The 13,339-nt window shown below is 62.6% G+C and carries 8 protein-coding genes; 3 read left to right on the top strand and 5 right to left on the bottom strand.

Annotated elements, in window-relative coordinates; all coding sequences use genetic code 11:
- Positions 1-34 precede the first annotated feature (34 nt).
- The gene (fosX, locus tag B7Y64_RS01550; protein ID WP_291326071.1) at positions 35-451 is read right to left on the bottom strand and encodes a FosX/FosE/FosI family fosfomycin resistance hydrolase; all 417 of its coding nucleotides are present in this window, start codon (positions 449-451) and stop codon (positions 35-37) included.
- A gap of 169 nt (positions 452-620) precedes the next feature.
- On the opposite strand from fosX, the gene B7Y64_RS01555 reads away from it, so the two are divergent.
- From B7Y64_RS01555 to B7Y64_RS01565, 3 genes are all read left to right on the top strand, one after another.
- The gene (locus tag B7Y64_RS01555; protein WP_291326073.1) at positions 621-1,562 is read left to right on the top strand and encodes a GSU2403 family nucleotidyltransferase fold protein; all 942 of its coding nucleotides are present in this window, start codon (positions 621-623) and stop codon (positions 1,560-1,562) included.
- Positions 1,563-1,736: 174 nt separating this feature from the next.
- Positions 1,737-3,683 (top strand): site-specific DNA-methyltransferase, encoded by a 1,947-nt coding sequence (locus B7Y64_RS01560; protein ID WP_291326075.1) that lies wholly within the window; start codon positions 1,737-1,739, stop codon positions 3,681-3,683.
- A 5-nt stretch (positions 3,684-3,688) separates the two neighbouring features.
- Complete coding sequence (locus B7Y64_RS01565) at positions 3,689-6,685, top strand: DEAD/DEAH box helicase family protein (RefSeq protein ID WP_291326077.1); 2,997 nt, start codon at positions 3,689-3,691, stop codon at positions 6,683-6,685.
- Between the two features lie 77 nt (positions 6,686-6,762).
- Here the strand turns inward: B7Y64_RS01565 and B7Y64_RS01570 are convergent, their stop codons facing one another.
- The 4 genes from B7Y64_RS01570 to B7Y64_RS01585 form a co-directional block, all read right to left on the bottom strand.
- Positions 6,763-8,607 carry a 3'-5' exonuclease gene (locus tag B7Y64_RS01570; protein WP_291326079.1) on the bottom strand — a complete coding sequence of 615 codons (1,845 nt, stop codon included), beginning with the start codon at positions 8,605-8,607 and terminating at the stop codon, positions 6,763-6,765.
- A 451-nt stretch (positions 8,608-9,058) separates the two neighbouring features.
- A complete protein-coding gene (locus B7Y64_RS01575) occupies positions 9,059-9,829 on the bottom strand; it encodes a tyrosine-protein phosphatase (protein ID WP_291326081.1) in 771 nt (256 codons plus the stop codon).
- Between the two features lie 115 nt (positions 9,830-9,944).
- The gene (locus B7Y64_RS01580) at positions 9,945-10,283 is read right to left on the bottom strand and encodes a DUF4124 domain-containing protein (RefSeq protein ID WP_291326083.1); all 339 of its coding nucleotides are present in this window, start codon (positions 10,281-10,283) and stop codon (positions 9,945-9,947) included.
- A gap of 61 nt (positions 10,284-10,344) precedes the next feature.
- Positions 10,345-13,248 (bottom strand): DNA topoisomerase III, encoded by a 2,904-nt coding sequence (locus tag B7Y64_RS01585; RefSeq protein WP_291328222.1) that lies wholly within the window; start codon positions 13,246-13,248, stop codon positions 10,345-10,347.
- Between the last annotated feature and the right edge of the window lie 91 nt (positions 13,249-13,339).

Genomic DNA, 13,339 nt, shown 5'->3' on the forward strand with positions numbered 1-13,339 from the left:
TCACGGCCTGGCGACGCCACAAATCCCCACCGCCCTATCCCTGCGCATACCGCGCCAGCCGCTGCGCCAGCGTGCCGGTGTGCAGTTCAAACAGGTGGTTGTCAAAGTCGTAAAAGTACAGCGACTGCCCCTCGCCCTCCACCCGTGGGCGGGGCGGCTTCACCTCCGCGCCCAGCGCCCGCAGCCGCGCCTCGCAAGCGGACAGGTCTTCGTCAGCCACGGCAAAGGCGACATGGCGGTAGGTGCGCTCTGCCGGTGGCTCGCCCTCCATGAACGCCAGCCACAGCCCACCCAGCAGCACAAACTTTTCGCGGGAGAGGGAGAAATTGCGGCCCTGGCTGTCGTACACCTCTTGCGCGCCCAGGCCTTCGCAGAAAAGGTGGGCGGTGCGGTCTACGTCGCGCACGATGAAGGTGAGGTGGCTGAGGCCGAGGATGGGAGCGGTTGCCATGGGGGAGCCTGTACTCATCAATGTGCTGAGGGGTGGGTTGTAGCGCATTCGCGCCGCCTATGGGCGCATGCAAGCTGACCCCATAGAAAAATGAACCGAAAAAATTAACTTAACTTATTGTCAATATTCACTTTTCGGTAAAAAATCTAAAAACACAAAATATACCGAAATGCTCGAACTCAGCCCTACCATCACCCGCCAGTACATAGACGCCGTTGCCGTGTTTGACGCGCTGACCGAAGCCACCGAAGAAGCCGCCCAGGTGCGCGGCGGCATGTACTGGCACGCGGGGCCTGCGTCGTCACCGCAAGCGCAATACCTGGTGCGTACCTCGCCCGCCGGGGCCGAAACCAGCCTGGGGCCCCGCACCCCCGAGACACAGGCCATCTACGACAAATTCATGCAAAGAAAGCAGGCCAGCGCCGAACGGCTCACCGGCCTGAAAGCCGCGCTGGAGCAGCAACAGCGCATGAACCGCGCCCTGCGGGTTGGCAGGGTAGACCCGCTGGTGGTGGCGCTGCTCAACCGCCTGGCCAGCACCCACCTGAGCGAGCACTTTCGGGTGGTGGGCACCCACGCCCTCTACGCCTACGAGGCCGCCGCCGGGGTGCGGCTGGAGGCCGACACACTGGCCACCCGCGACATTGATTTGCTGTGGGACACCCGCAAACGCATCATTTTTTCTACCCAGCTTGCACGGGTGGATAGCTCCATGCTGGGGGTGCTGAAAAAAGTAGACCCCACCTTTCGTATCAGGCAAAGCCAGAAGTACACCGCCGTGAACAAAGACGGTTTTGAGGTGGACATCATCCGCCGCGAGCGCACCGGCGACGACCCCCACCCCATCAAGCTCAGCGACGCCGACGAACACTTCTGGGTGGCCCAGGCCCGCCGCGCCAGCGTGCTGCTGGACTCACCGGGCTTCTCTGCCGTCATCGTCGCCACCAACGGCACCATGGCACGCATGAACACGGTGCACCCGGCTACGTTTGTAGCCTTCAAGCGGTGGATGGCGGGGCAGCCAGACCGTGACCCGCTGAAGCGACGGCGGGATGTATTGCAGGCCGATGCGGTGCAGGTGCTGTTGGAGCAGTATTTGCCGCAGGTTTGAGTATCAAATCGGCCTCTAGCGCAATCAGGATAGGCGCAAGCAGCTATCAAAAACGTAGCAAAAAACGCTTTTGCATCCGCACCTACCCCTGCGCATACTGCGCCAGCCGCTGCGCCAGCGTGCCGGTGAGGCTGCGGCACCCGAGCCCACAGAACCGACGCATACACTCGCACCATGTCTGAAAAGCCGCTCTCTACCCCCCTGTTCCACGCCCCCAGCCCCGCCGCGCACAAGCTGGAACTGCTGCGCCAACTCTTCCCCCAAGCCGTGCAAACCGACCCCGACGGCAGCGTGCGGGTGGATGCGGCGCAAATCCAGCGTGCGCTGGACCCCGCCAACGCCCAAGGCATTCGGGTGGAAGAAACCGGGTACGAGCTGCGCTGGGTGGGCAAGCAAGAGGCCTACCACACCGCCTTTGCGCGCACCGACAAAATCGTGGCCCCTGTGCCTGCCGACAGCAAAGCGTGGGACAGCACGGGCAACCTGCTCATCAAGGGCGACAACCTGGATGCCCTGAAGCTCCTGCGCCAAAGCTACTTTGGCCAAGTCAAGCTCATCTACATCGACCCGCCCTACAACACGAAGAGCGACGAGTTCATCTACCGCGACGACTTCACCGCCCGCCAGACCGATATCCTGGCCCAGCTGGGCTACAGCGCCGACAACGTGGAGTACATCCAGAACATTTATGGCGCCCGCACGCACAGCGGCTGGCTGTCGTTCATGTACCCACGCCTGCTGCTGGCCAAAGACCTGCTGCGCGACGATGGGGTGATCTTTATCAGCATTGACGACAACGAGCAAGCGCAACTGAAGATGTTGTGTGACGAGGTGTTTGGGCAGGATAACTTTGTCAACACCATCGTTTGGGAAAAGCGCTACAGCCCACAAAATGCTGTGAAATGGTTTTCTGAATCACACGACTTTGTTTTGGCAATTGCAAAGAACAAATTGAATTGGATTCCAAACCTATTAGTGCGATCAGACGAGATGAATGATCGCTACAAAAACCCTGACAACGATCCGCGCGGAGTTTGGAAACCAGTGGACTCCACTGCGCAAGGGGGTCACGGGACCCAAAGCCAGTTTTATGAATTGATTGCCCCAAATGGCAAGCGGCACAAAGTGCCAAACGGTCGCTGCTGGCTCTACACCGAGTCCGTTTTCAAAACACTGATCGCCGATAACCGAATCTGGTTTGGTGCAGACGGCAACAATGTACCGGCGATCAAACGATTTCTTACTGAAGTCAAGCAAGGAACTGCGTGCCAAACGATATGGAAATATGCAGATGTAGGGCACAGCCAAGAAGCAAAGAAGGAGGTCAATGACCTGTTCCCAGAAGGTACCGTCTTTGACACGCCAAAGCCAATCCAATTAATCAAACGCATTCTTCAAGTTGCTACCGACAAAACTAGTATCGCGTTAGACTTCTTCGCTGGCAGTGGCACCACCGGCGAAGCCGTCATGCGCCTCAATGCCGAAGACGGTGGCCAGCGCCAGTTCATCCTGGTGCAAATCCCCCAGCCCATCGACCCCAAAAAGCAGAAAGAAGCCCACAGCTTTGTGACGCAAACGCTGGGCAAGCCCGAGGCGACGATTTTCGAGATCACCGCCGAGCGCCTGCGCCGTGCGGGCGACAAGATCAACGCAGCGCAGCGCAGCCAAGGCAAGCCCGAGGTGGATGCAGGCTTTCGTGTGTACACGCTGGCCGACGACCCGCATGCCCTGGTGCACCGCACCCCGCTGGACCAGGCCACCCAGGCCGATGTGGCCGCGCTGCAAACCGCCATTGCCACGCCCCAGCCCGAACAGCGCCCCGTGGTGCTGGCCAACCTGCTGCTGACCGAGGGCCTGCCCCTGTCGGCCACGCTCACGCCGCTGACTGCGGGCGGCGTGGCCGATGCCCTGTGGCAAGCGCAAGACACCTTGCTGGTGCTGGACGCTGTGCCGCTGGACGCTTTGATTGACCTGCTGCGCCAGCGCAAGGCGGCGGGCACTCCGGTGCACCATGTCAGCGTGTATGCCCCGTGGGTGCACGACGACAACTTTTTGCAAGGCGTGCAAACCTTGCTGGAGGCCGAGGGCTTTAGCGCGGACCGCTTGCGGCTGCGGGGGTGATGAACATGGCCAAAACAACCCTCACACCCCGGTTACCCCAGCTACCCCAGTTTCAGTACACCCGGCTCGAACACCAAACCCAGGCGGTGGACAGCATTGCCAGGGTGTTTGACAACGTGCCCTTTGTGGCCGCCACCGCCAGCCACGCCAACCCCACCTGGGTGCCCGCGCGCGCGGGCGACACCATTGAGGCCAACCTGCGCAGCATCCGGGCGGGCAACCAGGTGACGGCGGGGGCGGTGATGGTGCCCTACACCGCAACGCCTGCGCTGAACCTGGATGTGCTGATGGAAACAGGCACGGGCAAGACCTTCACGTTCATCGAAACGATGCACCGGCTGCACCAGCGCTACAGGCTGTCCAAATTCATTGTGCTGGTGCCCACCAACGCCATTCGCCAAGGCACGCTCAAGAGTTTGCAGACCACGGCGGCGTTTTTTGCACGCGAGTACAACAACCAAAAGATCAATGTGTTCGACTACTCCGAACGCACGGTGGCCGGGTTTGTGAATGCGGCCAATGCGGGCATCAGCGTGCTGGTGGCAACGTTTGGCTCGTTCAACAAGCAAAAAAACGTCATCAACAAACGGGGCGTAGAGGCCAACCTTTTTGGCCAGGCCAAAAGCTACATGGAAGGGCTGGCCGCGTTGCGCCCGGTGCTCATCATTGACGAGCCGCACCGCGCGGAGGGCGAAAAAACCCAGGAGTATTTGCCCAAGTTCAATCCGCTGCTGACCATCCGGTTTGGTGCCACCTTCAAGAACAAGGAATACAAAAACCTGGTGTACGCGCTGGACAGCGTGCAGGCGTTTCGCAAGCGCTTGGTCAAGGGCATCACGGTGGACACGGTGGGCGCCGGGCAGGCCGCCATGCATGCGCTGGTGCTGAACCGGGTGAGCGGCACGGCCAGCGCCCGCGTGGCGCACCTGGCCTACCAACGGCCCGATGGCAAAGCGGCCAGTGTGGAGCTGGCCAAAGGCGACAACCTGGGCGAGAAAACGGCGCTGGGCTACTTGCGCGGCCATGTGGTGGAGGCGGTGACGGCCAAGGAGCTGCGGTTTACCAACGGCTTTTCGGTGCTGCTGGGCGAGCCGACTAACTATGGCGTGCTGGCCGATGAGGTGCAGCAGCTCATCATCCGCACCACCATTGCCAACCACTTTGAGCGCGAAGAGGCGCTGTTTAGGCGCGGTATCAAGGCGCTGAGTTTGTTTTTCATCGACTCGGTGGGCAAGTATTTGCCCGAAGGGGGCAAGCCTGCGGTGCTGCGCGATGTGTTTGAGCGTGAGTACGCAGCGCAGTTGGCGCAGGTGCTAGCAAAAGACGATCTGGACACGGACTACCGCGCCTACCTGGAGCGCACCCAAAGCCGCGTGCAGGATGTGCACAAGGGTTACTTCGCCCGCTCGCTGACCGAGAAGGGACAGGAAGAAGCGGTGCAGCTCATCTTGAAGGACAAGGAGCGGCTGCTGTCGTTTGACACGGATTTGCGCTTTATCTTTTCGATGTGGGCGCTGCAGGAGGGTTGGGACAACCCCAACATCTTCACGCTGTGCAAGCTGGCCCCCAGCGATTCGAGCATTACCAAGCTGCAGCAAATTGGGCGTGGGCTGCGCTTGGCGGTGAACCAGCAGCTAGAGCGCATTGAAAGCGACGACGCCACCTTTGACGAAGTGAATGAGCTGGTGGTGGTGGTGCCGCAGAGTGAGGGCGATTTCGTCAAGTCCATTCAGGACGAGATCAAAGAACACAGCGTGGGTAGCGTGGCCGCTGAGTTTGATGACGTGACATTGCAGGCGTTTGGGGCTGCGCCCAGCACGCGGGTGGCAGGCAAGGTGCTGGACTTGCTGGTGGAGATGAAGGCCATTGATTTGGACGAGGTGTCGGGCCAAGCCACTTTGCGATGGACCGAAGCTGAGTTTGCAGCGCGGCGGGACAAGCTCCAACACGAGTGCCTGAAGGTGGCAGGCATGACCGCAGCGCATGCCAGCAGGGTGCTGGAGTATTTCGACCAGTATTTCGGTAGCAGTGGCCGCATCAAGCACAAAACCAAGCGCCCGGTGCAGGTGCTTACGCCACGTGCTGACCAGTTCGCCAAGTTCAAGCACCTGTGGCAAGAGTTGAACCGCGAGGCGGTACTGAAGTACGAACTGAACACACCGCTCTTGATTGACAACATCGTGGCGGCGATTGCCAAAGATTTCAACGTGCGGGCGTTGACGCTGGATGTGACCCGCACTGAGCACGCGCAAGAGGTGAATCTGGCGCGCAGCACACAGGCCAGCTACACGATGAAGCCGCACACGATTTATTCGCTGAGCGAGTTTGTGCGGGAGCTGAGCCAAGGCACCAAGCTGTCTATGACCACCGTGTGCGCGGTGCTGCAGCGCATGCCCGCCGAAAAATTTGCGTTGATCGCGAAAAACGAAAACCGTGCCCTGGCTGCACTCAAAGATATTTGTCTGCACTGTGTGTACGACACCATCATCAACAAGCTGAGCTACGAGCTGCGCGAGGTACGCATCAAGACCGGGCTGACAGACGCCAAGGGCAACCTTTTGCCCGAGGTGGCTGTGAGCGAGATGGGTAAAGAGCTTTATGCCATCGCAAACCCAGCGGCGGCAGAACGATCCCTGTACGCAGAACCCCAGATACCTTTGGACAGCACGATTGAACGCACCACAGTGGACGAGAGCCACCACCGGGCTGTGCAGGTTTTTGCCAAACTGCCGCGCATTCGCATCCCCACGCCGGCGGGGGAATACAACCCCGACTTTGGCTATGTGGTGCAGCGCGATGGCAAAGCGCAGGACCTGTATCTGGTGGTGGAAACCAAGGGGTACGACCAGCAAAGCGGAATTGCGGCCCGAGAGCAGCTCAAGATTGATGCGGCCAAACGCTTCTTTCAGGCATTGGCAGATAGTGGGGTGCCTGTCACGTTTGAGACCAAGCTGAACCAGGAAAAATTGGCGGAATTGATCGAACAGCTGGGCCAACCCTGAATCAGCGAATCCCCCCCCATTTTGGGGCTGGGCCTGAGGATATGCATCACAGGCTCAGCCCCAACTCCTTGCAAGACTCAAGAGCGCTGATCAGTACCCAGCACCAACCTCTGCGTAGCCCTCGTCGCCGCCACATACAACACCCGCGCCGCATCCCTGCGCGCCTGCGCCTCGGCCTCTGACAGCGCCTGCGCACCCTCTCCCGGCTCGGTGGCCTCCGCCCCCATGTGCTCCAGCCGCTCCACCCCCGGTATCGCCACCACCGGGAATTCCAGCCCCTTGCTGACCTTCATGGTCATGATCTTCACGCTGTTGGCCAGCGGGTCATAGTCGCCCGGCCCCAGGCGGTTTTGCTCGGGCACGCCGCGTTTGGCGAGGGTGCTGGCGCACAGGTCGCGCGCCTTGGCGTCGCGGCACAGCACGGCCATGTCGCCCCAGGCAAAGCCATCCGCATGTGCGCCTTGCAGCAGCTCGGCGATCTTGGCGGCCTGTTCGGGCAGGGTGGGCAAGTTGATGACGATGGGCTCGGGGCCGTCGCGGCCGCAGCTCACGGGTTTGACGAGGGGGATGCCGTCGTCGTCGCGGTCTTCGGCGGTGAGCAGGTCGCCCGCGATGGCGTTGGCGGTTTGCAAAATCTGCCGCGTGTTGCGGTAGTTGATCTTGAGGATGGTGGTGCGGCCCTGCGCCTGGATGCCCACGCTTTTAAAGCTGAAGTTCTTTTGGCGGCCGCGCTCGTAGATGCTTTGCGCGTCGTCGTACAGCACCAGCAGGCTGTTGGTGGTGGGGTCCACCATTTGGGTGACGAGCTTGAGCCATTCGGGCGCAAAGTCGTGGCCTTCGTCGATGAGCACGGCCAGGTATTGGCCGGTGGGGATGTGGCCCCGGTCCACACCGGTGATGACGCGCTGGACCATGTCGGCGAAGAAGGCGTCTTGCGACTGGTTGTTAGCGGGCAAGGCTTGCCCGTAGGCCACCAGTTGGGCGCGGGCCCATTTGTGGAAGTGGACGCAGTGCACGCGCTCGCTCAGGCCCTTGGCGGCCATGGTGGCGGCGAGTTTGACGGCCAGCGGCTCGTTGTCGCAAAGCACCAGCACGGGCTTGCCTGCGGCGTGGGCGCGGGCCAGGTATTCGGCGCGGTAGCCCAGCACCATGGTTTTGCCGGAGCCCGCCACGCCGTGGATAACACGGTGGCCGTCGCCCAGGCTGCGGGCCAGCTGCTCTTGCTGCAGGTCCATCACACGCATGATGTCGGGCAGCTGGGCGTCGGCATCGTTGTCGTCAAACAAGGTGCCCTGGGTTTGCACGCGCACCTGGGGGAACATGATCCAGCGCACCCGGTCGAGCTGCGGCAGGGTGATGGCGCCGCCGAAGCGGTGGGCAAACATGTTCCACAGCCGCTGTTGAAATTCTTCGGGGTCGGCGTGTTCGAGCATTTCGTCCTGGCAGATGACGTAATGCGGGTCGATGGTTTCGGCCAGGCCCGAGGTTTCAAACTCTTTGCGGGTGATGCGGGTGAACACCACGCCGTGCCCCCACGGAAAGGCCAGTTTGCCTTTGTGCGGCCCTTCGGCATGCACGAGTTGCGGGTCGCGCTCTAGCGCGTTGACCACCTGGATGGCGCAGTGGCGGGCTTGGGCCAGGGGATTGATGACGACTTTGGGGCGCCCGTTGTCCAGAATGGTCCACGCCTGCCGGGTGGCGTTTTGCACGGTTTGCAGGCGCCAGTCCTTCGTCTCCAGCACCAGCAAGCCCCTGCGCGCGTGCAGCACCACAAAGTCGGGGTGGGTTTGTTTGGGGCCGATGGGCACGTTGTGCCACAGCAGGTAGTCGGCATCGAGCTTTTGCTCCAGCCGCTCGGCCAAGCGACGCTCGCCCGTGGAATCAAATGCGGACGAGCCTATCGCCGGTATCAATGTCGCCATGCTGCTGGTCGCCCCTATGTTGTGCGCTGCATATGTTTATATGCAGTTGTTAATGCACTGTAGGGGGTGTGGTGGCGAGGCGCAACCTTTGAAGATAAGCCGCATGAATAGAGCGAGCCCACGCGAGGCAATGGATTGCGGTGCATAACCCCTCGCAGGTTTAAGTCAAATTGGCCTCTAGCGCTTATGCAGAAAGCGTTAACAGCTATGAATTGGTGAGCAAACATCGAGCTGGCGCTGAAGGCCCGCTGTGTTGGGCTGGCTCAGCGCCCGCTAGCCCAAATGCCCGCACGCCGGCGATCCGCTGCGCCGCGATAAGGCAAAAGCGATGCGGCAAGGCCGTGCCAAAAACCAGTTTGGCAGTGCGTGCAGACTTGTAGTGCGCACATCGGTGCGACACGCGCCACCATCAAACGGCCACGCCATCGGCGCCCTCACCCGCGCAATCGCGTCACACCGCCTGCAGATAGCGCCCTGCCAGCTCGTTCTGCGCTGCGGCATCCACGCCCAGCACGTCCACCAGATAGGTTTGCAGGCCGCCAAAGTCGTTGTCCACCATGTGCAGGGCGGCGTCCAGAAACTCTTCTTGCACGCGCCACAGCACGCGCAGCACTTCTTCGGGCGCGTGGCTGCCCATGCCGGGCGGGCGCTGGTAGAGCGTGTTGGTGAGCAGGTAGTCGTGCATGACCACGTCGCGCGGCACGCCCAGGGCGAGCAGGATGAGGGCGGCGGCAAAGCCGGTGCGGTCTTTGCCGGCGGTGCAGTGAAACACGGTGGGCGCATCGCTGGCCAGCAGCAGGCGGAACAGCTCGGCAAAGCGCGGCGCGTTGGCGTGCACAAAGCCCCGGTAAGTTTCCTGCATCAGCGCCACGGCGTCTTGTGCGGTGAGCTGGCGGCCGGTGCGCTGCAATTCCAGCGCACGCTGCACCACGGTGGGCTCGATGGCCAGCAGGTGGTAGGCCACGCCAGGCAGTGCGTAGGCATACGCGGCGCTTTCGGCCTGTCCGCGAAAGTCCACCGCGCGGGCCACGCCCAGATCGGCCAGCAGGGCCTGGTCCTGCGGCGTGAGCGCGGCCAGGTGGTCAGAGCGGAAGATGCGCCGCCACTTCACCTGCTGCCCGCGGTGGCCGATGTAGCCGCCCAGGTCGCGGAAGTTGGTGGCCCCGGTGAGCGGGAGCGAGCGCGTGGGGCGGGCGGAAGGCGCGTGGGGTAGTTGCTGCATGGTCAGGGCGTGGTGGGCGGCGCGAATGCGCAGGGGTTCAGCTTATCCCAGGCAGGTGACATGCCGTGTCTCGCAGTGGCACAGAGCCCTCCTGCGCGCCCCGGCGGTCTGAATGTCAGCGCGGCAGCGAGGTCAACGCGCCGTCCACCGCCTGCTCCTGGCTGCCCGGGGGGCAGAGCCGGTCGGTGTAGATGGTGCGACCGTCCTTGAGGCATTTGCGCGGAGGACGGGCCACGGGCACTGAGGCGCCGGATTGCGCTGCGCCCGCCTGGGCGGGGCGCTTCTCGGGTGGCAGGGTGTCGGGGCCGGGGCGGGTGATTTTCTTCCAGGCCTGCCGGGTCCACGGCCCGGCATGGGGCACCCACTGGTCGGCGGTCCACCAGGCTGCCGCGGCAGCGGCCACGAAGGCCACTGCCAGTGCAGTGAGAAGGGCGCGTTCGGCTGGGCTGCGCATGGTGCGGGCGGATGCTTGCGACGGTTACCGCTTTTGAGTGGTGTCGTGATCAGGCAGCCGGTCAGCCCAGGTGGTTGCCCAGAATGCCCGCCAGTTCGAACATGCCCGCGCTGTCCTTGCCGAACACGGCGCGCAGCTTGTCGTCGGCGATGATGGTGCGCTTGTCCTTGGGGTCCTGCAGGTTGTGGGCCTTGATGTACTCCCACATCTTCTTCACCGCCTCGGGCCGTGCCACGGGCTCGGCGCCGATCACGGCAGCCAGGGCGGCGCTGGGGGCCTTGCCTGCGGCGGGCTTGCGTGGGGCCTTGGTGGCCGGGGCTTTCTTGGCAGCGGCCGGTTTAGCAGTTTTTTTGGCGGCGGCGGTGGTCTTGCCTGCCTTGGCAGCGGCTGTTTTGGCAGCAGCGCCCGGGCGTGGCGGGAACTTGCTCGGCGCAAATTCAAAGTTGACCTTGCCCGCCTCCTTGTCCCACGCCAGGTGGGCCTTGAAGGCGCGGCGGGTGCGCATGCTCACAAACTTGTCGAGCAGGTCGGTCTTGCCAGTGGCCAGCAGCTTTTGCATTTGCTCGCGCTCCACGGGCTGCTGCAGGATGATCTTGCCGCTCTTGAAGGTGCAGCTCGGTGTGGGCTGCGCGGCCGTGGGCACGGCCTTGCTGCACACGTAGTTGCTGCCGTGCTCGTGCACGTCTGAGCCACAGATGGGGCAGGCGCCCAGGGAGGCGTCTTCAAATTCGACGATCTCGCCGGATTCTTCGCCCTTCTTGTCGTCGCCAAAGTCGAACTCGAGCTTGTAGTTGTGCGCCTCGTCGTCGTATTTGATGACGATCTCGGACGTGAAGGGCCAGCCCGCCTTGGAGCGAAAGCCCTCCAGCGGGCCGATCTTCTTGTCGCGCAGCAGGGCATTGGCCTCGGCGGTTTCAAAGGTGCGGCCTGCGGGCGATTTGCCAAAGCTGAAGCCGCAACCTTCTGCACCGGGTTTACCGACGCAGGCAAAGCGGCGGTAGTTTTCCTTCACCACGCCGCCGCAGTTGGGGCAGGGGGATTCGAGCGTGGCGTAGTCGCCGGGGATGGTGTCGCGGTCGTATTCCTTGGCCTTTTGGACCATGCGCTCGGTCATGCTGGCAATGCCGGCCATGAAAGATTCGCGGCTGAGCAAGCCCTTTTCCATTTGCGAGAGCTTGAACTCCCATTCGCCGGTCAGGTCGGCGCGGCACAGCTCTTCCACCTCCAGGCCGCGCAGCAGCGTCATGAGCTGGAAGGCCTTGGCCGTGGGGATGATTTCACGCCCTTCGCGCAGCATGTACTTTTCGGTCAGCAGACCTTCGATGGTGGCTGCGCGCGTGGCGGGCGTGCCCAGGCCTTTTTCCTGCATGGCCGAGCGCAACTCTTCGTCGTCGATCTGCTTGCCGGCGCTTTCCATGGCGCCGAGCAGCGTGGCTTCGGAGTAGCGGGCGGGCGGCTTGGTCTTGAGGCCCTTGGGGTCCACCGCCACGGTGTTGACCATTTCGCCAGGCTTCACAGGCACCAGGTTCTGGCCCTTGTCGCCCTCTTTGCCGCCTTCCACTTCTTCAGCGGCTTCCTTGCCATAAATGGCCAGCCAGCCCGGCTTGACCAGCACCTTGCCTTCGGTCTTGAAACTGTGCGGGGCCACGGTCGAAATGCGCGTCGTCACCGTGTATTCAGCACTCGGGAAGAACACCGCCATGAAGCGATGCACCACCAGGTCGTACAGCTTCTGCTCGGCTTCAGACAGGCCCGATGGTGCCTGCAGCGTGGGGATGATGGCAAAGTGATCACTCACCTTGCTGTTGTCAAAGATGCGCTTGGACGGGCGCACGTAGTTGTTGTTCAGCGCCGTGAGCGCGTGTGGCGCGAGGTGCCGCATGCCGCTGTCGGCCAGCATCTCGAAGGTCTGCTTGGCCACGGGCACATAGTCTTCGGGCAGCGCACGCGAGTCGGTACGCGGGTAGGTCAGGGCCTTGTGGCGCTCGTACAGGCTTTGCGCCAGCGCCAGCGTGGTCTTCGCGCTAAAGCCGAACTTGCCGTTGGCTTCGCGCTGCAGGCTGGTCAGGTCGAACAGCAGCGGCGACGCTTGCGTGGTGGGCTTGCTTTCTTCGGTGACCGTGGCCTGCTTGCCGCGCACGGCGTTGGCAATCGCCGTGGCTTCAGCGGCAGACCAGACGCGGTCCGCGCGGGCTTCGACGTCTTCGGATTTCTTCCACTTCGGGTCGAACCACTTGGCGGGGTATTCACCGGCCTGCGCGCCAAAGGTGGCGTGGATTTCCCAGTAGTCGCGGCTGATGAACTTGCGGATTTTTTCCTCACGCTCCACCACCAGCGACAGCGTCGGTGTCTGCACCCGGCCCACGGTGGTCAAAAAGAAGCCGCCATCGCGCGAGTTGAACGCCGTCATGGCGCGCGTGCCGTTGATGCCCACCAGCCAGTCGGCCTCGCTGCGGCTGCGCGCGGCGCTGGCCAGGCCCGCCATCTGCTGCTCGGTGCGCAGGGCGTCAAAGCCGTCGCGGATGGCCTGCGGCGTCATGGACTGCAGCCACAGGCGCTTGACAGGCTTGCCCAGCGGCTTGCTGCCACCCGCGTATTGCTCGATCAAACGGAAGATCAGCTCGCCCTCGCGGCCCGCGTCGCAGGCGTTAATGAGGTCGGTCACGTCCTTGCGCTTGGCCTGCTTGACCACCGCGTTCAGGCGGCTCTTGGTCTTGTCCACGGGCTTGAGGTCAAAGTACGGCGGGATGACGGGCAGGTGGGCAAAGCTCCACTTGCCGCGCTTCACGTCAAACTCTTCCGGCGCCTGGATCTCCACCAGGTGGCCCACGGCGCTGGTGACTACATAGCGGTCGTTCTCGAAGTGGTCGTCGTGCTTGTCAAACTTGCCGGCCACGGGGGTCAGTGCGCGCACGATGTCTTGCGCGACGGAGGGTTTTTCTGCAATTACCAGGGTCTTGGTCATTTTGGGGCTCTCGCCAGTCATTCTGGTTGCCCGGGTTGCGGGCGCTTCTACAATTCGGGTCTCACGCGCATGCACACGCATGTACGCGCAC

The organism is Acidovorax sp. 35-64-16 (assembly GCF_002281195.1).
GTDB classification, from domain to species: Bacteria; Pseudomonadota; Gammaproteobacteria; order Burkholderiales; family Burkholderiaceae_C; genus Acidovorax; species Acidovorax defluvii.

Excerpts from the sequence above, each read along its gene's own strand:
- fosX (WP_291326071.1), bottom strand. The coding sequence starts at position 451 with ATGGCAACCGCTCCCATCCTCGGCCTCAGCCACCTCACCTTCATCGTG.
- B7Y64_RS01555 (WP_291326073.1), top strand. The coding sequence starts at position 621 with ATGCTCGAACTCAGCCCTACCATCACCCGCCAGTACATAGACGCCGTT.
- B7Y64_RS01560 (WP_291326075.1), top strand. The coding sequence starts at position 1,737 with ATGTCTGAAAAGCCGCTCTCTACCCCCCTGTTCCACGCCCCCAGCCCC.
- B7Y64_RS01565 (WP_291326077.1), top strand. The coding sequence starts at position 3,689 with ATGGCCAAAACAACCCTCACACCCCGGTTACCCCAGCTACCCCAGTTT.
- B7Y64_RS01570 (WP_291326079.1), bottom strand. The coding sequence starts at position 8,607 with ATGGCGACATTGATACCGGCGATAGGCTCGTCCGCATTTGATTCCACG.
- B7Y64_RS01575 (WP_291326081.1), bottom strand. The coding sequence starts at position 9,829 with ATGCAGCAACTACCCCACGCGCCTTCCGCCCGCCCCACGCGCTCGCTC.
- B7Y64_RS01580 (WP_291326083.1), bottom strand. The coding sequence starts at position 10,283 with ATGCGCAGCCCAGCCGAACGCGCCCTTCTCACTGCACTGGCAGTGGCC.
- B7Y64_RS01585 (WP_291328222.1), bottom strand. The coding sequence starts at position 13,248 with ATGACCAAGACCCTGGTAATTGCAGAAAAACCCTCCGTCGCGCAAGAC.